The following is a 21,594-nucleotide window of genomic DNA, read 5'->3' as shown; positions in this document are numbered from 1 at the left end:
TCAGCGAAGTTTTGGGTTGAGGGCATCACGTAACCAATCGCCGAGCAAATTGACGTTCAGCACGAGGAGCGCCAAAGCCAGGCCCGGGAAGATCGCAATCCACCATTCGCCGGAATAAAGGAAATCGTTGCCGATCGAAATCAAGGTTCCAAGTGATGGCTGGGTGGGCGGCATACCGACGCCGAGAAACGACAGGGTTGCCTCTGTGACAATCGCAAGGGCCAGATTGATCGTGCCAATCACCAGAACTGGTCCGGTGACGTTCGGAAGGATATGGCGCACCATGATAATTGGGGCTGGTATGCCGATCACCCGCGCGGCTTGAACATATTCCTTGTTCTTCTCAACCATGGTCGAGCCGCGTATTGTCCGGGCATATTGAACCCAGAAAGACAGCGCGAGCGAGAAGATCAAAATCCAGAAGGAAAATACTTCCCTGTTCAGAGACCCGAAAATACCCCGTGCAGCGCCATCGATCAACAGAGCGATCAAAATGGCAGGAAATGTCAGTTGTATATCGGCGATACGCATGATGACTGCATCGACTCGCCCGCCCATATAGCCAGCTACGAGACCAAGGGTGATCCCTAGGAAAGCTGCAGCGATCACTGAGCAGAAGCCGACAATCAGGGAGATTCTCATTCCATAGAAAATGCCGGACAGCAAATCACGGCCCTGGTCGTCTGTTCCAAGGATAAAGCGCGGGTCTGAATAGTCCATCCAGACTGGAGGAACCCGAGCGTCCATGATTGAAAGAGAGGCCAGATCAAATGGATCGTGCGGTGATATCCAGGGGGCAAGTACCGCCAGCAGGAACAGGATAAGCGTTCCGGTCGCTGCAAACACTGTCACTTTGGACCGCAGGAATGAGTGGAACATATCGCTGTCGATAATCGATGAGACCGTACCGGGCGCTGGGGCAGATAGGCTTTCAGGAGTCCGATCAGCGACAGCTGCCTTAACGTCTTCGTTGCCATAAAGTGGCATGGCTGTACTCCAGTTACGCCCGTCCGATCCGCAGACGCGGATCGATTACGAAATAAAGAATGTCGACGATGAAATTGATCGCGACGAAGAGAAAAGCGGTCAAAAGCAGATAGGCTGCCATAATTGGAATATCTACGTTCTGAACGGCTTGCAGGAACATCAGCCCCATTCCGGGCCACTGGAACACTGTCTCGGTGATGGTCGCAAATGCGATGATCGATCCCAACTGAAGCCCGGTGATGGTGATCACTGGAACCATGGTGTTCTTCAGCGCATGACGAAAATGAACGATGCGGTCCGGCAGGCCACGTGCGCGCGCAAACTTGATGTAATCGGTGCGGATGACCTCCAGCATTTCGGCCCGGATCAATCTCATGATCAGCGTCATCTGGTAGAGGCCAAGTGTGATGGATGGCAGGACAAGAGCCTTCAGGCCTGAGACAGTCAGGAACCCGGTCGTCCACCAGGAGCCAACCTGGACCACTTCACCTCGACCAAAGCTTGGCAGCCACTGTAGCGTTACGGAGAACAGGAATATCAGCAAAATGCCGATGAAGAATGTCGGCAGCGAAATGCCGATAAGCGAAACGGACAGGAAGATCTTCGAAAGAGCTGATTCACGGTTAAGCCCTGCGTAGATCCCCATGGGGACTCCAACGAGTAATGCGAACAGCGCTGACATGAAGCTCAATTCGAGCGTTGCCGGGATGCGCTTGGCAAACAGGTCACTGACCGGTTGGCGGAATTGATAGGATGTTCCAAAGTTAAACTGTGCAGCCTCGAATACGAACTTTCCGAATTGCTCCAGGATTGGTTCGTTGAGGCCGAGCCGCTCCCGCAAAGCTTCGCGCTCTGCCTGGGAAGTCTCGATTCCGACCATCTGGTTCACCGGGTCGCCTACAAAGCGGAACAGGGTAAAGGCTAGGAGGGCAACAACCAGCATAACAATCACCGCCTGCATAAGGCGGCGTATTGCAAAACCAAGCATGACAGCTCTTTTCTAAACAAGTTGATTGCCCCCGGCCACATGGCCGGGGGCAGAGGTTTTAATTACTTTTTAGTGACAAACCGGAAGTGGAACTGATTGTCAGCACGCTGAGCCAGTTCGATTCCCGATGCGTAACCCCAAGCCAAACCCTGCTGATGCAGCGGGATGTGGGACACGTCGTCGTGTGTGATGGTCATTGCTTCGGCGATCATCGCATCACGGGCAGTCGGATCATTTTCCTTCAGGATCTTGCCTGCAAGCTCTTCGATTTTCTCGTTGCAATAGCCGCCAAGGTTGAAAAGGCCACCTTTTCCAGCGTCGTCACGGCACCCTTCAATATTCGCCAAAATGTTCCAGTAGTCGAACGATGAAGGTGTCCAGCCAAGCAGGTAGAAGGATGTGTCATAACCGCCAGAAGCCAGAACCTTGGCAAAATACTTTGATTTTGGCTGAGCATTCAGGTCGATTTTGACACCGACACGGGCCATCATCGAGGCGACCGCCTGACAGATGGCTTCGTCGTTGACGTAGCGATCGTTCGGGCAATCCATTTCGACCGTGAATCCATCTGGATAGCCAGCTTCGGTCAACAATGCCTTGGCAGCTTCCGGATCATATGGATAGCGTTCGAACTCATCGGACCGTGAAAACAGGAACGGCGAGATCATGATTGCTGACGGAGTCGCCAGATCGCGCATGATCTTCTTTTTGATGCCTTCGATATCGATGGCCTGATAAAAAGCCTTGCGAACGCGAATGTCTTTGAACGGGTTCTTGCCCTTGACATTGGAATGCAGCAATTCATCGCGACGCTGATCCATACCAAGGAAGATCGTACGCAACTCAGGTCCGGTCTGAACTTCCGTCGTTGCGTTGTCGTTGACGCGCTTGATGTCCTGAACCGGGATCGGATAGACCATGTCCAGTTCACCGGACAGGAGAGCTGCTACGCGGGTCGCGTCAGATCCGATTGGTGTGAATTCAACCGTGTCGAGGTTATGATGGGCTTCATCCCACCAGCCATCATTCTTCTCGTAGACGGTCTTTACGCCAGGCTCATGACTGACCACCTTGAAGGGGCCAGTCCCATTGGTATGAAGCGCGGCATAGTTGGCCGACGTGTCCGAAGCAGAGGTGATTTTCACCGCATCGTTCTCTTCGGTCCAGTCCTTGTCCATGATGTACCACGTATCCCACTCGTAGTTCAGGATCGGGTTAACATCTGGCAGGATGAAGTCGACCGTGTAGTCGTCGACTGCTTCAACCTTGACGTCTGTGCCCACGCGCGTGGCAAGGTCGGAGCCTTCACCATGCAAACGCTCGACAGAAAAGACGACATCCTCAGCTGTGAAGTCATTGCCGTTGTGGAACTTGACGCCCTTGCGCAAGTGAAAACGCCAATGGTTCGGCTCGAGAACTTCCCAGCTTTCAGCAAGGCTTGGCTCGATTTCGAGGTTCTCGTTCCTGCGTGTCAGACCTTCATAAACATTGCCCAAAGCGGACAAAGTGAAGGTTTCGTTGAGGCTATAGGGATCGAGCTGATTCAGCGTTCCCTGGAAAGCGAATTTTAGAGTTTCAGCGTGTGCAGCGGAAGTCGCCAGACCAGCAGCCAATACAGCTGAGGCGAGGCCCAAGTTGAGTTTCTTCATATTTCCCCTCGAAGTTAACCCGGTGTCGCAAGTATCAGTTTTTTGAAGTTTGAAACGCTCCAAAACGCGGTCCGCGTGCGGAGTATTTGAGCATGCATAATGGCGAAGCAGTTTTCTGCCGTCCAGCCCTATCTCAAAGAAATTTCAAGACAATTTGGCACAAAGTTGATCTAGCATCGCAGAGCATTTTGCCAATTCAGCAGCTTCAATGAACTCGTTTGGCTGATGTGCCTGATCGATTGATCCTGGCCCGCAGACAACAGTCGACAGATCCTGCTCCTGGAACTGCCCACCTTCCGTTGCATAGACAACGACATTCGTTGCGTTGTCTCCGGTCAGTTGCCGCGCCATCAATTCTGCTGCGCCGTTTGCCTCAGGTTTGAGGCCTGGAACGTTCGCGGCTTCGGTAACCTGAATGTCGCAGTTTTCAGAGATTGCCTTCATGCCGGGCAGGACGCTGTCGTTTATAAATTTGCGATACCTCTGGACCCATTCCGCACCGCTTTCGTTGGGCAGCAAACGGATGTCCGTGATGAATTCGCAATGCCCTGCGGTGATATTGTGAGCGTTGCCACCCTTGATGGTGCCACAGTGGAGCGTCGTGTAGGGCGGATTGAATGGGCATTCCGGATCGGCCTGCGCCAAGTTCTCAGCGGTTCGGCTGTCCATCCAGGAAATCAGTTTTGCGGCTACGGAAATGGCAGAAACGCCACGATCCAGCTGACTGGAATGCACAGCATGACCGCTGATCTTGGTTTTCAGGACGATGATGCCCTTGTGGCCAGTAACGACCTGCATATTTGTCGGCTCGCCGACGAAAACAACCGCGGGGCGTGGCCCATCGGCCAGCATGCGCGCGATCATTGGGGGGGCACCAAAACAGCCGACCTCTTCGTCATAAGACAAGGCGATGTGGATCGGGACTTTCAGGTTCGCAGCGAGAAAGTGAGGGACATGCGCCAGTGTGGCAGCGGCAAACCCCTTCATGTCTGCAGAGCCGCGTCCATAAAGGCGGCCATCGGCTGCGCGGAGGTCGAATGGGTCTGAGATCCAGTCCTGACCTTCAACTGGCACAACATCCGTATGAGCTGAAAGCACCACCCCACCGTCAACATTGGGGCCGACGGTGGCAAAAAGCGCGGCTTTCTGTTTCGTATCATCATAGACCCTTGTGGAGGCCACGCCATGATCTGACAGATAGCTTTCGACAAAGGCGATAAGATCGAGATTGCTCTGATCGGAAACCGTTGGAAAACCAACGAGCTTTGCCAGCATTTCAGTGGGTGTGTAGCAGGTCGCCAAGGAAGCCTCCGGCTTGGAATGGGGGATCGGCAAGCCGATTAACATCGTGCGGCGATCAAACCGGTTACGAGATTGATTTTCAAGGGGTTATCGTCTTGGTTGAGTTTTTGCTCCCGATCAGGGTTATCAACCTGTTGAAAGCGGGGGCAACTCACCATGTTCTTGAAAGCAGATCACTTCCAAAGGTGCTTGACGGCCACGAATGTCCACAGAACAGGTCATTGCGTCCGGGCATGCCTGCAAAGCAGCAGCATTAAGAACGTCCTTTGAAATTGCAGCAAGGGCATTGTGTTCCTTGGCAACGCCTTCCAGTCGTGAGGCAACGTTGACCACATCGCCGAGGGCTGTAATGGATGCTTTTTCCCCGCTCTTGTCAGGTGCGCCAATGCGTCCGAGGATTGTGGATCCGGCATGAAGTCCGATTCCAATGCGCAAAGGAGTCGTGACACTGGGGCCGCGCTCGGTGTTTAAGGCATCGATAGCCACCCCTATGGATTTACAGGCACGCAAGGCCTGCCGAGTGCCCTCTAGTAATCCAGTTTGCATGCCAAAAATCGCCATGATTCCATCGCCGATGAATTTGTCGACATGGCCGCCTTCCTTACGGACTTCCTGAGAGACCAGGTCGAGGTAACGGTTGAGCAGATAGACGGTGTCAAAGGGCAGGTTCTGTTCCGTCAGACCGGTGAAGTTTCGCATGTCGATAAACATGACTGCGACCGGCTGCTCTACCCCCCAGTAATATGCATCGTGTTGCGATGATGGACCGGGTGCATCTGAGCGCACCGGCACCAGCGGTCTGACGCTAAGGTTACTCTGTGGGCGAATTTGACATGCCAGCCGCATCTCTTCATCTGCGCCTATGCGTTTCAAGACGGCTTCTTCTGCGGATGATGGTGGATCCAGTGTTTCGAGTCCGGCCACAACCTTGACTCGGCATGTTGAGCATCTGGCACGGCCCCCGCATACAGCAGCAAGAGGAATGTTGCTTGCCCGGCTGATCTCCAAAAGGGAAGGGCCAGGTGCAATCCTGACAAGATGGTCGCCGGGATATGTGATTGTGATGGTTTTTGCAAAACTGCGGATCGCAAGTCGTCCAAGGACAATCAGGATGCTGAAAGACAGCAGGCTAAATACGATCACTCGAACCTGGGCTGTAACTGCGTATACCCAATCAAGATTGGATGCGGTCACTTTAAGGTCAGGATTGCCGGATTGGGCAAGAAGCTGTGAACTGCTGGTCCACCCCCAAAGAGCCAATAGGGGCATTGCAACTGCGAAAGCTGCAAATGCGGGCAGATATCGTGTATACCAAGGCTTCAGGCGCAGCCAGAAATGCAGCCCGATCATGGAATGACTCCATACGACCAGAAGCAGCACGGTCTGTGTAAAGACACCGCCTGGCCAAAGAAGGATCATGATGTCCTGATAGCGCGGTGAAACGTCAAAAGCGAGATGGAGACCGCTGGTTGCCAACACATGCGGGATTAGTGTCCAGGGAATGTAGAACCCGAGCGCGAGCTGAAGGGTTTCCCAAACAGGTAATCTTAGTGTTCTGCGGCGAGCCGTGCGCCAAAGCGCGAGGACTACGTGGGTAATTGCAGCGAGTGAGAGGGTCACAAGTCCAGGCAATTCACCCCAAATGAAATGGTGAACGGCCTCCCCTTTCTGCATGAGGTCAAGAGACCAGATGCCGAGGGAGTGATTGATGAAATGCGACAGGCAGAAGGCAAAGAGAGTCAATCCGCTGGCAAGCCGTGCCTGCTGACGCCAGTTTCCTTTGCCCTGGAAACTAGAAGGTAAATTAATCTGGGACGTGGCGGATGACATCTTGAAGGTGCTGCTGCGCTTTGGGTCGTGCCAGGGGGGCGAGTTCGGTTTGAGGTCACGAACTATGAGAAGGTGGAGGCGGAGCTGGCACATTCAAGGCCGTTTCCAAAAAGTCGGTATTCTGGATGCAGTTTACTTCGAGGGCCGCTTGCCGCCCACGAACCACAACTGATCGTTTTGTGCAATGAACTCTCGCGTCAATTCCGGCGGCAGTTAGAACGTCCTGGGAGATTGCAGCCATGGAATTTTCTTCTTTGGCAACGCCTTCCAGCCGTGCGGCTACATTGACAACATCGCCAAGCGCCGTGATGCCAGAAGCGACGCCATTTTTGCCATCAAGGCCGATTCGTCCCAAGATCACAGGGCCGCCGTGCAGTCCAACGGCAACGCGCAGGGGAGCTGAAAGATGAGTGTCGAGGTCTTCATTCACTCGTGACAATTCGTCGGACAGTTCCGATAGCGTTTTGAGAGCCGCACGAACACCAGCTTCAAATGTGGTCTCGACGCCAAACAGGGCCATGATGCCATCGCCCATGATTTTGTCGACCATGCCGCCATTTTTTTGAATGATGCGGACAAGGCCATCGACATAACGGTTCAAAATAAACACCACATCGAACGGCAGTTTACCTTCGCTGAGTGTTGTAAAACCGCGCAAGTCAATAAACATCACGCTGATTTTTTGCTCAACACCCCACCGGTATCGATCATGCAGCCCTTCAGGGCTGAGGGAACGTCCGGCGGATAGCAAAGGACGGACAACCATGTCGGTCGTCGGGCGTAGCTGGCATGCAAGGCGAACATTACCGCTGGCACCGATGCGCTTGAGAACCTGCGCTTCTGCTTTGCCCGGCTGCTGAACGTCTGCTTGCCCGGACATGATCAGCGTTCGGCATGTGGAACACCGCCCACGCCCTCCGCAGATCGACATATGCGGAATGCCTTTTATGCGGCTGATTTCCAGAAGGGTCGGTCCCGGTGCTGTCTTGACGATGCGGGAGTTCATATAGCTGATCGTGATCTGATGTTGGAATGCTGCGTAAATCTTGCGTCCGCCATAGATCACGAAGATCGAGCCTGCCAAAGCGTAGAAAATCAGCAACATGCCGTCGGCGACAGCAATAAGTTCAGTTTTCTGAGCTGCCGTTGTGTTGATTTGCGTCTTGCCTTCTATGACGAGCCGTCGGGCGGCTGATGTCCATCCTGTTATGGCCAATATTGGAATGCTGATCGATAGGACAAACAGAGAGGTTGACGCTTTGGCGTACCAGGGCTTCATCCGCAGCCAGTAATGCAGGCCAATGCAGCCATGCAGCCAGACAATAACAAGAAGGACGTTTTGCCATATGATTTCGCCCGGCCAGAGCGCGGATAGAACGTGCCGATAGTCGACATAGGTCCCGAAAGTTGATTCTGCGCCGCGTGTAAGCGAAATATGTTCGATCAGAAGGCAGGGAATTAGAAGACCCAGGCAGATCTGCACGGCTTCCCAAGGAGGCATTTTCCAGGTTCTGCGTTTTGCAGTTTTCCAAAGACCTAAACCGGCGTGGGTCAGGATAGCGCCATAAAGCACCACGACGCCCGGCAAGGAATGCCAGATTTGGTATCGCAGGTCCTGCCCCCAATCCATTGCGGCTAGAGAAATGTTTCCCAGCGCATGATTGAGGAAATGCAGCAAGGCGAACAAAAACAACACCAAGCCCGCAGTGAGGCGGAATTGTTGTTCGATTGACCCGGCTGCGGGCGGATGCCTGTTTGATTTTTTCGTCATTTTTTAACTGGGGTCACCTGAGATTACCTCGTTTCGAGCACGCCCCTTGCCTTAATGGTGCGCATGAACGGATTTTGACCGTCTGCCGCCCTTATGCAAGCTCTTCCTTCGGGACAAGACCCTAAGGCTGAATAGTCGTTGCTAATTTCCTGATTTCTCGGATTTGAAATTTCTGATGACCGAGCGGTTCTTCAGGTTCTCCTTGTTTGTGAACTCACCACTTTATGAGTGTCGGGTCATAATAAATTCGGGCCAATTGGCGTTTTGATCTGATGCCTCTAAAGCGAGGGTTTTCCCCCGGCTTTCGATCATTGACCTTGAATGCTGCGGCAAGAGCGGCAAAGTGTCGAACAAAGCTTATAATTTTTGAAGAATGGGGAGAGCCATGAAGCTCTATGGCATCAAGAACTGCGACACGGTCAAGAAGGCACGAAAATTTCTGGAAGAGGCCGGGATCGATTATGTTTTTCATGACTACAAGAAAGACGGCGTCGATACGGTAAAACTGGCGGCTTTCGTCGATGATTTCGGCTGGGAGGTCGTTTTGAACAAGCGTGGTACGACTTGGCGGAAACTCGACGAGGAGATTCAGGACAGCGTCACAAGTGCGGCCTCGGCGATAGCTGTCATGGCGGACAACTCGTCTATGATTAAGCGTCCTATCGTGGAATGCGAAACCAAGAATTTCATCGGTTTCGACCCGGTTGCCTGGGAAATGGCATTGGAACTTGGCGAGCTGAAGTAAAGTTCAGGCTTCCTGCCTACCAGGTCCGGCGGGGGCCGGTGTCGATGTGATAGTGGCCAGTCGAATAACGCTTGTATCCGCCGACTTCGGGTTGCGCTTTCAGAAAACGAATGACTGAGGATGGATTGCCACGAACAGAGAAATCAACGGCCTGGCAATTCAAATGATAGGAATCCCCGGCCCCGCCTTTCCACCAGTTCTCCAGCCACCAGCGCTTTGTTGAGGTGACTGTGACCCGTCCATAGCGTTTTGCGACCCGGTTGAGCACTTTTTTGAGCTTCCGCGGCACGCACCATTCCGTGTCATTATACGTGATTTTGTTGCTGGAGCTTGTGATCCAGCCCAAGCCTGTGACGCCAGCGACGCTGCCACAACCTGCAAGACTGAGGCAAAGGGCAATGGCAATACTATTGGATCTGAGGCGCGCGAACATGACTGGCAACACATTAACTCGAAGTGGGACTTCAAGTTTGCTGGTTAATAGTTAAAATTGTCGTGAAAAACATGGTTAAATCTCAGTATTTTAAAGGCGTTTTCGTTAACACTTCTCACGGCTCAAACGCGAATTTCGCGAGTTCGTGATTCAAACCCACTGGCGAGCTGCAGTTCTATGAGATAGTCATGTTCTTGCGGATTTCAGGTTCGCAATCAACGGTCTGAAACCAATGACATCTTTCATCGGCAAACCCGGTCCAGAATCCGTTCATGCTATTTGTGAGGAACGAAGCGTCATGTCTCACGTTTTTCCGCGTCACACCAAAGCCAATCCCCCTGTCGCAGTTGCTGGAGATGGCTGTTATGTTATTGACAGCAATGGCAAACGTTATTTCGACGGTTCAGGTGGAGCTGCCGTGTCTTGTCTCGGGCATAGCGATCCGGATGTGATCGCGGCCATCAAATCCCAGGTTGACCAGATTGCTTTTGCCCACACTGGCTTTTTTACGTCTGAACCGGCTGAAGAGCTTGCAGAATTGCTGATATCCAATGCGCCGGAAGGTCTGGCGCGGGTGTATTTCGTTTCTGGCGGATCCGAGGCGATGGAAGCGGCGCTCAAGTTGGCGCGCCAGTATTTTCTGGAAGTTGGTGAGACCAAGAGACACCGGGTCATTGCCCGCCGTCAAAGCTATCACGGCAACACGCTGGGGGCGCTGGCTACCGGCGGCAATGCATGGCGACGGGAACCTTTCGCGCCGATGATGATTGAGACATCTCATATCTCGCCTTGTTATGAATATCGTGATCGCCGGTCAAGTGAGACGGCTTTTGAGTATGGCCAGCGGGTGGCCAATGAGCTGGAAGCCGAAATTCAACGCCTCGGCCCGGAAAACGTCATGGCCTTTGTGGCTGAGCCGGTTGTCGGCGCGACTTCTGGAGCTGTTCCGCCAGTGGAAGGCTACTTCAAGCGCATTCGCGAGATTTGTGATGCTCACGGCATTCTGTTGATCCTGGATGAAGTGATGTGTGGCATGGGCCGCACGGGGACGCTCTTTGCCTGCGAGCAAGATGGCGTCACGGCTGACATCCTGGCTGTAGCCAAGGGGCTTGGGGCCGGATATCAGCCCATCGGAGCGATGCTTTGCTCGGCCAAGATTTATGATGCCATTGAGAATGGCTCGGGCTTTTTTCAGCATGGCCACACTTACATTGGTCATCCAACGGCTTGCGCAGCCTCACTTGCCGTTTTGCAGAAACTTACTGGCGGACTTGCAGATCAAGTGATGCCGCTAGGCAATCTGTTTGATGCAGCTCTTCGGAATGCATTCGGGCAGCATCCGAACGTGGGCGATATTCGTGGGCGGGGCCTCTTCCGGGGCATTGAGATTGTCGAGGACCGAGATACGAAGGCCCCGTTTGATCCGAAGCAGGGCATTCACAAAGCCTTGAAGAAAGCCACTTTCGAGGCGGGTCTGGCCTGTTATCCAATGGGCGGTACGATTGATGGTGTCAAAGGCGATCATATCCTCCTTGCGCCACCCTTTATTATGACCGAAGCGCAGATCGGCGAAGTCATAGACAAGCTGAAACTTGCCTTACGGGAGGTGTTTTGACGTTGGTGAAACCCCTGCCGCAAATTATGGTTGCACCCAATGGAGCGCGACGAACCAAGGCTGACCATCCAGCTCTTCCGATGACAATTGAGGAAACCGTTGATGTTGCGGTTGCCTGTCATGCTGCCGGTGCCGATGGCCTCCATGCGCATGTGCGGGATGAAACGGGCGCTCATACGCTAGATTCGGGCCTTTATCTGGAGCTTTTGTCGGAAATGGGGTCCCGTGCGCCGGAAATGGCGGTTCAGATCACCACTGAAGCTGTTGGAAAATACAGTCCGGAAGAACAGCGCAAGTTGGTCCGGGATGTGATGCCTGAAGCCGTGTCCATTGCAGTTCGGGAAATGGTTCTGACATCGGAAACGGATGAGGTGAGCAGCTTTTATCATTGGGCGAGGGAGGTGGGTATTGTGATACAGCACATTCTTTACAGTGCAGGTGACCTGGCCCGGTTTTACGATTTGGCGCAAGCTGGTGTTGTTCCAGGGCCAGACTATCAAGTGTTGTTTGTTTTGGGCCGTTATGCTGAAAATCAGGAAAGTGACCCTTCAGATCTCGATGCATTTTTAAAAGGTATGGAGGTTGCTCCGGGCGATTATTCCATTGATTGGGGTGTTTGCGCTTTCGGGCATCGGGAGACTGATTGTCTGGTGCACGCCGTGTCGAATGGCGGTAAAGCGCGTATCGGCTTTGAAAATGGTTTATGGAACCGGGATGGTTCCATGGCCACGGACAATGCGGATCGCGTTCGTGACCTCATTGATGCGCTGGGCTGAAGTCAGGTTTTGGTCCTGAGCCGAATGAGAAATGATGTGGCAGCTGTGCGAAAAGCACTGCGCCGTTAGCGGAGAATTGGAAAAGTGTCGAACCGTCGTTTTGTCCTCACCCTGTCTTGTGAAGACCGTCCTGGTATTGTCGCAGCCGTTACGACGGAACTTGCAGATCTTGGTGCCAACATCGCTGAAAGCGATCAGTTCTGGGATCGCGTGACCAATCAGTTTTTCTTGCGCATCTCTATTCTGTCTCCTGACAGCGTTTCATTGGAGAGTGTTCAGAAATCACTGGATCCGGTGATAAGCCGATTTGATATGAAAGCCCGGCTGGTGGACATGGACAATCGCCCGAAGGTGATTGTCATGGTCTCCAAATTCGATCACGCCCTTCTGCATATTCTTTACCAGTTGCGGGTTGGCTGGATGGATGCAGAAGTGGTGGCTATCGTTTCGAACCATGAAACAAGTCGCCGCACGGCAGATATTGAGGGCATTCCTTACTATCATTGGCCGGTGACAAAAGAGACCAAAGGCGAGCAGGAAGACCGGCTTTTGAAGCTGGTGCATGAAACAGGCGCTGATCTCGTTGTGCTTGCGCGCTACATGCAGGTTCTGTCGGACAATCTGTCAAAGCGCCTGTTCGGCAAGGTCATCAACATTCACCACTCGTTCCTGCCGAGCTTCAAGGGTGCCAAGCCTTATCATCAGGCCCATGCTCGTGGTGTGAAGATGATCGGCGCGACGGCGCATTATGTTACGCCGGATCTCGATGAGGGGCCGATTATCGAACAGGACGCGGAACGGGTTTCCCATTCCTTGTCTGCTGAAGATTTCGTTGCACGTGGCCGTGATATTGAATCCCGGGTTCTCGCTCGCGCGGTTAAATATCACCTTGAAAATCGGGTCATGATCGTTGGCAACAAAACGATTGTCTTTACCCAGTAAGCAGAGCGGCTTCGGCCGATGGTATGTTCGTCTGCCTATCCCCGGAAAGGCGCATGACGGGACTGATCGGGATAGGCAGTCCGTCTTGCCTCATTTCTGCAAAAACCCAATCCCGGAACAGCCGGACTTTTCGGCTGTTCTTGTTCGATTGCGGATAGCTTATGTTCCAGGAATCGCTACTGATTGCTGAAATGATATCAAATGGCTGCAGCAGAAGGCCCGTATCAAGTGCTGTCTGGTTGAGATAGGGGGTGAGGATGGCTACCCCATGTCCAGCGATGGCACGATTGGCTTCCAGAGCCTGAGACCCCATGCGTGACGATGGTAAGTGGCTGAGGTCCAAATCTGGATAACCGGCGTCAGAGAACCAAACGGCCCACCAGTCGTCTTGCGGATCGATGATCGTCACTTTCAGCAAGTCGAGCGGGGTATGAATACCTCCAACGGATTGTGCGAGCGCAGGGCTGAGCATCGGCGTAAATGTGACGGGCACAAGGTCGTGAAAGAGCCAGTCTTTCGGTGGTTTGTAGCAGGCGGAAATCATCACATCCGCAGACAGGACCGCTGCGTCGGGCGTAGCGATGCCGGAAGGTCCATAGGGCAGAATCCGAATTGTCAAATCCGCGTTGAGAGCCTGGAACTTGTGGATGCGGGTCGCTAGCCAGTTTACAGCCAGCGTCGTGTTGCTGGAGATCACAAGATGGTTTGCATCCTGATCCACAATGTCATCGAAGGCATCGCGCAGCGAACCAAAAGCCAAGATAACCTGGCCGGATAATTTAAGGCCTTTCTCGGTCAGTTCGATTTTGCGGGGCAGCCGGACAAACAGCGCAAAGCCGAGTTTTTCTTCCAGTAATTTGATCTGATAGCTCACCGCAGCCTGCGTCATGCCCAGCTCCTCTGCAGCACGGGTAAAGCTTAGGTGTCGGCTCGCGGCCTCAAAGGCGCGGATTGCAGAAAGGGGCGGTAGGTTTGTTGCCATTGCATAAGGCCTCCTTATGCAAGGAGCCTGAGATTTAGTTGGTCGGCAAGTCCGATTTGCAAGATATTCCTCCCGTTAAAGCATTGAAGGAAAGAGTAAAATGACTGCAAAGCCAAAGGCTTCGCGGAAAGGATCCGCTTAGCTCGAAGTCCTGAAAAATGTACTCGGCTACATGGCGCGAAGAAGTCGCCTTATTCGGCGTCGACGCCGTATTATGCTGGCTCGCCGATTGCCGGAGCATCTTTTGAAAGACATCGGAGCCGACCGGAGCGCGATGGGGCAAGACAGTTTGGAGGTCAGCTGGCAATCCGAGCTGAGCGCTCAACTCAGGCACCAGCAATTGCGGGACCGGAAGCCTCTTATCTGATGAATTACAGCAGCATCGCCCAGGCTGTCGCTGCGAGCATTCCGATCGCCATCGTGACTGTGGTGGCTCTCAGGAGAGCGCCTTCTCCCAGGACGGCCAGGATGGAGACACCGAGTAACGCCCAAAGCGAATGGCATATCGTTCCACCAAGGATAAAGCCGCCGCTGAGCAGAGCGGCGTTTTCGACCAGCCCGAGATCATTGCCCGCAAAAAACGTGGTGAAGGCAACAAGGCTCATGGCCCAGGTTTTCGGGCTGAGCGGGTGGATCAACAGACCTTCCCAGAAACTAGGCAGTCTGACGTCGCCCTTCGGTTTGATGCTCAAGGATATGATGCGCCACGCAAGATAGGTCATATAGGCCATGCTCAGCGCCTTGAAGATCGTGACCACGAGACCACCGCCAGCCATGATTTGTCCGAGTCCGAACGCGACGCTGAGATTCAGGGCCAAAGATCCGATCTGGGATGCGATAATGACAGGCAAGGCGGTTCTGTAACCGGCAGTCGCCCCGATTGCCATGAACGTCAGGTTGCCGGGTCCTGGTGTGCCGGTCATGACGGCGACAAATAATGCGAAGGGGGCAACGGCTGAGATGTCCATGAGGGCGCCAATACAATAAATACAATTACACGATTATTTGGTCATACTTGAAGTATTGTATCGGTCAATGTAATTATTGTTCTCATGACAATCTGGTGCCCTGATCTCAGCCCGGTCTCCGGGCCAATTTATCTCGCTGTCGCCGATGCGATTGAAGCGGATATTCGCTCTGGCGCTTTGAGTGTGGGCGAACGTCTACCGCCGCAGCGCGAGTTAGCTTATCAGCTGGGCGTTACATTGGGCACGATAACACGCGCCTATCGAGAAGCTGAACGCCGTAGATTGCTGCGCGGCGAGACAGGCCGTGGCACCTATGTTGCGCCGCAAGAGATGGATGTCTCGCCTCTGATTCCTCGAGAAGATCGCCTTTTCGATCTCGATTTGGCGCGCAACTTTGCTTATCCGCACCTTAATCCTGACCTCAGCAAAGGTCTGGCGAGGGTTGCCCGAACCCCTGGGATTGATCGGCTGAATGGATTTGTGCCCTCGGAGGGGCTGTCAAGCCACCGGGAGACTGGAGCTCAGTTGTTTGATCTGTTTGGGCTTAAGGCTGATCCGTCGAACATCGCGCTGACCTGTGGTGCTCAGCATGGCATCCAGATTTTGTTGCAGGCACTTTTCCGGCCCGGGGATACCATCGCGGTTGACGAGTTCACCTATCCGTCGATCCTGAATTCTGCGCCGCATCTTGGCTTGAAACTTGTACCAATCTCCTTGATGCAGGCGGATGATGGCCAGTTTCTGGCGATGGATCCGGATGCTTTGGCTGCGGCTGCACGTACGCAGGACGTCAAAGGCGTCTTTTTGATGCCGAATATGCACAACCCGACAACCCACACGATGACATTGGCTGAGCGGGAGGCCATCGTTCGTGTTGCCCGTAAATTTGGTCTGAAGATCATCGAAGACGACCCCTATACGCCATTTGTCCGTGAGCATCCGGTGGCGCTGGGCATGCTTGCGCCCGAACTGACCGCCTCAATCGCTGGCATTTCCAAGTTGATTTCGCCAGGCAGCCGAATTGGCTTCGTGCATGTTCCGCGCGCATACGGCAATTCGGTGCGTAATCTCATTGGCGAAAGCACTTGGATGGCATCTCCCATTACTGCCGAGTTGATAGCTGGCTGGATCAGGGACGGCACCTTGAAGCGAACCCTCTCGGTAAAAGGGGAGGCCAATGTTCAGCGCTATGAGGTCGCCTGTAAGCTCCTCGGCAAAGACAGCTTCCAAGGCGCCGTCGACAAGGTTTTTGCCTGGCTCAAGCTGGAAGACGGCGTGGACCCGGCCGTTGTTGAGGCAAATCTGGCGCATCAGGGCGTCGCGGCCTTGTCCGCCAAATATTTTCAAGCGTCCGACCGCCAACCCCGATCCTACATGCGCATTACGCTTGGCACGATTGTTGGTGAACCAGAATTCCAGCGAGCGCTGGAAATTTTGGTCAAGGCACGTCGGACAACAGAGGCTGGCCGGTTTCTGTCGACGCCAGTTGGTTGAGGCTGCTGAAAGGCAAACCCTCTTGCTCTTGCCTTTGACATTTCCTTCAAGGACGACAATAAGCGGATCGGATTGCGCTTCGGCGACATATAAACCGGAACCTTCATGGCCTTTTGGAAGCGTAAAGACACATCATCTGGCGCAAACGGGGACTTTGACCTGTCTGCGAGGCCATATGCCGTTCTGAAAGATGTCAGTCTGGAACTGGGTGATCGGCTGGTTCTTGAGAATGTCTCCCTTAGACTGTGCGAATCCCGGGTTGGTATCGTCGGATTGAACGGCTCAGGTAAAAGCAGCCTTGTCCGACTGTTGAATGGTCTGCGACTGCCGACCTCTGGTGAAGTTCGGATCTTTGGAGCAGCAACAACTGCAGCTCGGTTTGAATTGCCACGGCACGTTGGGTTTGTTTTCCAGAACCCGGACCATCAGGCGATCTTCCCAACGGTGGAAGAAGAAATCGCCTTTGGCCTGAGCCAGCTGGGCGCTGAAAAGATCGAAGCTCGGACGCAAGCCTTGGCTTTTCTTGAACAGCATCATTGCGGGCATCTTACGCAAAAGCCGTTCACTGAACTGTCCGAAGGGCAAAAGCAGCTCATTTGTCTTCTTGCCGTTCTGGTGATGGATCCGAAGCTCCTGGTTCTCGATGAGCCGATGTCGTCGCTGGATGGCTTGGCTACGCGCAGAATATTCAGGAAGCTTGAGGGTCTTGATCAGAAAATCATCATGATCAGCCACGATCTCTCGCTGTTGAAAGAGTTTGATCGAGTGATCTGGCTGGAATCAGGCCGCGTGAGAATGGATGGCGTTCCGGAGGATGTCCTTCCGGCCTATGATGCTGACATCAACTGCCGCGCAGAAGCAGATTATTCCGGAGAAGTCCTGTGATCTCGCTGTACCTGCCAGGACAAAGCTGGCTGCATCGTTGTTCCGTGCGACTGAAGCTTGTGGTTCTGGCTATTGCCAGTGTTCTCATACTGCCTGTCTCCGACCTTGTTTTACTTGGGGCTGCGCTGGCTGTGGTGTTGTCGCTTTATGTCAGCCTTGGCTCTGGGGGCTTGCGGCAATTGAAGGCCCTAAAGCCTCTTACGTCACTGTTGGTGATTATATTCTTCCTGCATGGAATAACCGGAAACTGGCATGAAGGCTTCGTTGCGGTTCTGCGCCTGGTGGTGATGGTGCTTCTGGCCAATCTCGTGTCAGTAACGACCCGCATGGATGATATGATGGAAGCCGTGTTGCCGCTGTTTTCACCGCTGCGCTTGTTTGGTATGTCGCAGAAGAAACCAGCGTTGGCGGTCACCTTGGTGCTGCGGTTTGCGCCTGTCCTCCTGTCGGTATATGCATCTCTGCGCGAAGCCTTTCAGGCGCGCAGCGGTAGGCGGACAAGTTGGCGTCTCATGGCCCCTTTTCTGCTTCAGTCTTTGATTATGTCAGAAAACGTTGCCGAGGCCTTGAGCGCACGCGGCGGTGCAGCTGGTCTTGGCGGAAATGCAAAGCTTTAAGCAGTGTGCGTTGGCAAACTATAATAAGGAATACTCAATGAACGACCGGTCTCTGGTTCAGATCGCCTTTTATGCCGCCCTGATTGCCGCTCTCGGGTTGTTGCCCAAGGTCGCGATCCCGCTGATGGGGGGCGTGCCGATCACAGCACAGACACTCGGCATCATGCTGGCTGGCGTTATGCTCGGACCGATCCGCGGTGCGCTGGCCGTTTTGCTGTTTCTCTTTCTTCTTGCCCTTGGTGCGCCGATCCTGGCTGGTGGGCGCGGTGGTCTCGGCGTCTTTGTTTCGCCGTCCGTTGGCTTTTTGATCAGCTGGCCGATTGGCGCATTCGTTGCTGGTTTCATCATGAACAAGACACCTGGCATGAGCGTACTGCCTGCAGCCGCCATTGCAGCGGCGGTAGGTGGTGTCGGTGTTGTCTATCTTTTCGGAATACCGGGCGTTGCCCTTATGGCGGACCTGCCCTTGGCAAAAGCGGCAATCGGCAGCGCGGTCTATATTCCTGGAGATTTGATCAAGGTGGCGATCACCGCTGTGGTCGCCCAGACTGTAGCTCGCGGCTTGCCACGGGCACTGATGTCCCGGGCTTGATGATCATTTGAGCTGAACCCCAACAGCGAGCGGCAAAATCCATGGCTTTCGTTGGCGATACGTTGAACGACCTTGCCAGGCTGAAGCCGAATGCGTTGGCGTTGACCTGCGCGGATCGTCGATGGACACGGGCGGAATTTTTCAGTGAAGTTCTCGCCTTAACGACCCTTCTTAAGACCCGCGTTTTGAAAGAAGCGCGGGTTGCCTTGTCTTTGAGAGATCCGGCGAGGCTGCTGGTGGCTTTCTTTGCGGTTGCTCGCAGCGGGGCTGTTGCCATGATCTATGATCCGGACTGGCCAGCAGGGCGCCGCGCCTGGATCGATCGGGAAACCCACCCGGTTCTGCTGCTTGATGATGAAACACTTGCCCGGTTGCTCGCGCTTCCGGTTGAGGGATCCTCGGATAGATCAGATCCTGAAGCTTTTCCTGAGGGTACAGATCCGTTTTATGCTGGCTTTACCTCTGGCTCGACTGGGGATCCGAAAGGCTATTGCCGCTCGCACAAGTCATGGCTGGAAAGCTTCGATGTTAGCGCCCGCGAGTTTGCCATTGGCGCTGACGATCATGTCATCGTGCCTGGCAACATGGTGCATTCGCTGCATCTCTATGGGGCCGTTCACGGAATGGTCGTTGGTGCTCATGTGGAAGTGGTTGAGCGCTTTAATCCGCGTGCCTTGTCCGAGCGGATGCGGCGACCGGGATCGCCAGATTCAGCAGAAGCACAAACCTCCCTGGTGTTCTACGCTACGCCAACCCAAATCCATTATGTGGCCGAGGACCTTCGGCGTGCTGGTGCCGCCAGCAGTGTCCGGTTGGTTCTGGCCAGTGGCGCTAAATGGCGTGATGATGATCGCCGTCGGATGAAGGACATTTTCCCTGAGGCGCGATTGGTCGAGTTCTACGGCGCTTCTGAAATGAGTTTCATCACTCTGGCTGGGCCTGAAGACAATTTGCCGCCAGGCTCCGTGGGACGGGCGGCATCCGGCGTGTCGATCCGGATTATGAGTGATCAAGGCGATGAGTTACAGCCCGGTGAGCTCGGCACCATCTGGGTCAGCAGCCAAATGCTGTTTGATGGCTACATTTGTGGTGGCGGTAGTGAAGTTGCCCGCAATGGTGCTTGGCTGACTGTCGGGGATCAGGGGTTCCTTAACGCAGAAGGTTTTCTGTTTCTGACAGGTCGACAAAAACGAATGATCGTGACCGCTGGACTCAATATCTATCCGGAAGAGGTCGAGCAGGTGCTCCTTTCTCACTCGTTGGTCGGTTTGGCAGCGGTGCTGCCCGTGGCTGATCCGGTGCGCGGGCAGGTTATGGTTGCCTTTGTATCGCCAGAGCAGATGCCGCCAGATCAAGCTGCCTCTGGTGAAAATGCTTCTAACCTTGAAGATCAATTGCGCCGTCATTGTCTTCGCCATCTGGGCAAGGGTCGTACGCCGCGCAGATTCATAATCCGGTCGGCCCTGCCATTGACCCCTGGAGGCAAGGTTGACCTGATGGCGCTGGAAACAGACCTTTTACAAGGCACCGAGACGAATGACTGAAGACGTCCTCATTCTGGCCGCACGGCGTACTGCCGTTGCCCCGCGTGGCGGCGTCTTTCGCAATTTACAGGCAGATGAGCTCGCTGCGCCTGTCATTGAGGCATTGCTGTCCGATGCGGGCCTGGGAAAAGACGCAGTTGATCATGTAATCTTCGGTAACGCTCTTTATGGCGGTGGCAACCCGGCACGTATGGCGGCTCTCAGGGCTGGTTTGCCAGAGCATATCCCGGCTATGACCCTTGATAGTCAATGCTGCTCTGGCATGGATGCGATCCTGCAGGCTTGCCATCTGGTCCGCGCTGGCGCTGCAAGATGTGTCATTGCGGGCGGCATGGAGAGCTTTTCCAGATCACCGATCCGGATGCACCGACCTCTGATTGCTGGTGAGAAGCCTGTGGAATACACTCGGCCGCCGTTTTCGCCTGATCCTGCCATGGATCCGGACATGACCGAAGCGGCGGCGGCGCTGGCCGCAGAGCTGTCCATTCCGCGTGAAAGCCAAGCTGCTTACGCTGTGCGATCTCATGAAAAGGCAATGGCTGCGTGGCGCGCGGGGGAATTGCTCGAAGAGTTGGTGACAGTCCCTGGAGCAGTGCTCGACTATGATGCTTTTACTCGCAGCCTGGATTTCAGAACAGCTATGCGCGCGCCTGTTCTTGCAGGTGATCGGGCGACCGGGGTGTCTGTAGCCACAGCAGCTGTTGAGGCAGATGGTGGTGCTGCGGTGATTGTGGCACATCCAGATCTGGTAACCACGGCGATTGCCAGATCTTCCCGTGTTGCACCGGTTATATTTAGAGGCGGTCTCACGAGGGGCGGGTCGTCCGCTCAGCCTGCTTTGGTTCCAGTTGCGTGTCTGCAGGAATTGCTTCAGCGCTTGGATTTGTCGGTGGCTGATATTGAGACATATGAGCTGATGGAAGCTTATGCGGCACAAGCGATGGCGACAAGCGATCTGCTTGGCTTACCAAGTGACCGCATCAACCTTGGCGGCGGGGCTTTGTCACGGGGGCATCCGATTGGGGCGTCTGGTGCGATCTTGGTTGTTCGACTGTTTCAGCAGCTGTCTGGTTTAGCCTCGGGTATTTCTGGAATTGGCTTGATTGCAGGTGTTGGAGGATTGGGTGTTTGTTTATGTTTGGGTTCTTAGTTTTTAGTTGGCTTTGATGTTTTTGGATTTTTCTTTATTTTTTGGATTTATGAATTTTGTTTAAGGTTTTGATTTTGCGTATTTTTTGTATGTTTTTGGTTGTTTTTTGGGTTTTGCCGGCTTGATTGTCCACAGTGTGTTTGTTTGATTTGTTTTTAGTTTTGTTTTTTTGGATTTAGCCGTTGACGGTTTTGGGAGTGGCCCCTATAACCACGTTCATCGACGGCGGCAACGTCGCTGGCGGACGGATCGTTCGTCCAAAATTACTGAAAATTGAGTGTTGACATCGAGCTTTGGTTCGACGATAAGGCGCTCCACTTCAGG

The 21,594-nt window shown here is 53.9% G+C and carries 19 protein-coding genes; 10 read left to right on the top strand and 9 right to left on the bottom strand.

Features of this window, described 5'->3' with window-relative positions:
* The 6 genes from V6575_RS22460 to V6575_RS22435 all read right to left on the bottom strand — a co-directional run bounded on the left by V6575_RS22460 (window position 1) and on the right by V6575_RS22435 (window position 8,527).
* Window positions 1–987: an ABC transporter permease gene (locus V6575_RS22460; protein ID WP_340277656.1), complete on the bottom strand. Its 987-nt coding sequence runs from the start codon at window positions 985–987 to the stop codon at window positions 1–3.
* 13 nt (window positions 988–1,000) lie between these two features.
* Window positions 1,001–1,975 carry an ABC transporter permease gene (locus V6575_RS22455; protein WP_340277654.1) on the bottom strand — a complete coding sequence of 325 codons (975 nt, stop codon included), beginning with the start codon at window positions 1,973–1,975 and terminating at the stop codon, window positions 1,001–1,003.
* Window positions 1,976–2,037: 62 nt separating this feature from the next.
* The gene (locus V6575_RS22450) at window positions 2,038–3,624 is read right to left on the bottom strand and encodes an ABC transporter substrate-binding protein (protein WP_340277652.1); all 1,587 of its coding nucleotides are present in this window, start codon (window positions 3,622–3,624) and stop codon (window positions 2,038–2,040) included.
* Window positions 3,625–3,768: 144 nt separating this feature from the next.
* The gene (argE, locus tag V6575_RS22445; protein ID WP_340277650.1) at window positions 3,769–4,926 is read right to left on the bottom strand and encodes an acetylornithine deacetylase; all 1,158 of its coding nucleotides are present in this window, start codon (window positions 4,924–4,926) and stop codon (window positions 3,769–3,771) included.
* Between the two features lie 126 nt (window positions 4,927–5,052).
* Complete coding sequence (locus V6575_RS22440) at window positions 5,053–6,756, bottom strand: adenylate/guanylate cyclase domain-containing protein (protein ID WP_340277648.1); 1,704 nt, start codon at window positions 6,754–6,756, stop codon at window positions 5,053–5,055.
* Window positions 6,757–6,811: 55 nt separating this feature from the next.
* Window positions 6,812–8,527: an adenylate/guanylate cyclase domain-containing protein gene (locus V6575_RS22435; RefSeq protein WP_340277646.1), complete on the bottom strand. Its 1,716-nt coding sequence runs from the start codon at window positions 8,525–8,527 to the stop codon at window positions 6,812–6,814.
* Between the two features lie 385 nt (window positions 8,528–8,912).
* Here V6575_RS22435 and V6575_RS22430 point away from each other — a divergent pair, with 385 nt between their 5' ends.
* The gene (locus tag V6575_RS22430) at window positions 8,913–9,272 is read left to right on the top strand and encodes an ArsC family reductase (RefSeq protein WP_340277644.1); all 360 of its coding nucleotides are present in this window, start codon (window positions 8,913–8,915) and stop codon (window positions 9,270–9,272) included.
* A gap of 16 nt (window positions 9,273–9,288) precedes the next feature.
* On the opposite strand, the gene V6575_RS22425 is transcribed toward V6575_RS22430, so the two are convergent.
* A complete protein-coding gene (locus V6575_RS22425; RefSeq protein ID WP_340277642.1) occupies window positions 9,289–9,705 on the bottom strand; it encodes a YcbK family protein in 417 nt (138 codons plus the stop codon).
* Between the two features lie 298 nt (window positions 9,706–10,003).
* On the opposite strand from V6575_RS22425, the gene V6575_RS22420 reads away from it, so the two are divergent.
* The 3 genes from V6575_RS22420 (at window position 10,004) to purU (ending at window position 13,038) form a co-directional block, all read left to right on the top strand.
* On the top strand, window positions 10,004–11,320 hold the full coding sequence (locus V6575_RS22420; protein WP_340277641.1) for an aspartate aminotransferase family protein: 1,317 nt from the start codon (window positions 10,004–10,006) through the stop codon (window positions 11,318–11,320).
* Window positions 11,321–11,325: 5 nt separating this feature from the next.
* The gene (locus tag V6575_RS22415) at window positions 11,326–12,096 is read left to right on the top strand and encodes a beta-keto acid cleavage family enzyme (protein ID WP_340277667.1); all 771 of its coding nucleotides are present in this window, start codon (window positions 11,326–11,328) and stop codon (window positions 12,094–12,096) included.
* An 84-nt stretch (window positions 12,097–12,180) separates the two neighbouring features.
* Window positions 12,181–13,038: a formyltetrahydrofolate deformylase gene (gene purU / locus V6575_RS22410; RefSeq protein ID WP_340277640.1), complete on the top strand. Its 858-nt coding sequence runs from the start codon at window positions 12,181–12,183 to the stop codon at window positions 13,036–13,038.
* Here purU and V6575_RS22405 read toward each other — a convergent pair.
* Both V6575_RS22405 and V6575_RS22400 read right to left on the bottom strand, forming a co-directional pair.
* Window positions 13,028–14,020: a LysR family transcriptional regulator gene (locus V6575_RS22405; protein WP_340277639.1), complete on the bottom strand. Its 993-nt coding sequence runs from the start codon at window positions 14,018–14,020 to the stop codon at window positions 13,028–13,030. The two genes, purU and V6575_RS22405, sit on opposite strands and share 11 nt — an antisense overlap.
* Window positions 14,021–14,391: 371 nt before the next feature.
* Window positions 14,392–14,988 (bottom strand): LysE family translocator, encoded by a 597-nt coding sequence (locus V6575_RS22400; RefSeq protein ID WP_340277638.1) that lies wholly within the window; start codon window positions 14,986–14,988, stop codon window positions 14,392–14,394.
* Between the two features lie 84 nt (window positions 14,989–15,072).
* On the opposite strand from V6575_RS22400, the gene V6575_RS22395 reads away from it, so the two are divergent.
* From V6575_RS22395 to V6575_RS22370, 6 genes are all read left to right on the top strand, one after another.
* Window positions 15,073–16,482 (top strand): aminotransferase-like domain-containing protein, encoded by a 1,410-nt coding sequence (locus V6575_RS22395; RefSeq protein WP_340277636.1) that lies wholly within the window; start codon window positions 15,073–15,075, stop codon window positions 16,480–16,482.
* 105 nt (window positions 16,483–16,587) lie between these two features.
* Window positions 16,588–17,367, top strand: a complete 780-nt coding sequence (locus V6575_RS22390; protein WP_340277634.1) for an energy-coupling factor ABC transporter ATP-binding protein — start codon at window positions 16,588–16,590, stop codon at window positions 17,365–17,367.
* A complete protein-coding gene (locus V6575_RS22385) occupies window positions 17,364–17,984 on the top strand; it encodes an energy-coupling factor transporter transmembrane component T family protein (protein ID WP_340277632.1) in 621 nt (206 codons plus the stop codon). The genes V6575_RS22390 and V6575_RS22385 overlap by 4 nt, the downstream gene beginning before the upstream one ends.
* Before the next feature lie 37 nt (window positions 17,985–18,021).
* A complete protein-coding gene (locus V6575_RS22380; protein WP_340277629.1) occupies window positions 18,022–18,576 on the top strand; it encodes a biotin transporter BioY in 555 nt (184 codons plus the stop codon).
* Window positions 18,577–18,617: 41 nt separating this feature from the next.
* Window positions 18,618–20,120: an AMP-binding protein gene (locus V6575_RS22375; RefSeq protein ID WP_340277627.1), complete on the top strand. Its 1,503-nt coding sequence runs from the start codon at window positions 18,618–18,620 to the stop codon at window positions 20,118–20,120.
* The gene (locus V6575_RS22370; protein ID WP_340277625.1) at window positions 20,113–21,270 is read left to right on the top strand and encodes a thiolase family protein; all 1,158 of its coding nucleotides are present in this window, start codon (window positions 20,113–20,115) and stop codon (window positions 21,268–21,270) included. Before V6575_RS22375 ends, V6575_RS22370 begins: the two co-directional genes overlap by 8 nt.
* Window positions 21,271–21,594: the final 324 nt, after the last annotated feature.

The sequence above is a fragment of the Roseibium algae genome, assembly GCF_037783265.1.
GTDB classification, from domain to species: Bacteria; Pseudomonadota; Alphaproteobacteria; order Rhizobiales; family Stappiaceae; genus Roseibium; species Roseibium algae.
Note: the sequence above shows the minus strand (reverse complement) of the source record. Positions and strands in the feature narration are given on the sequence as shown.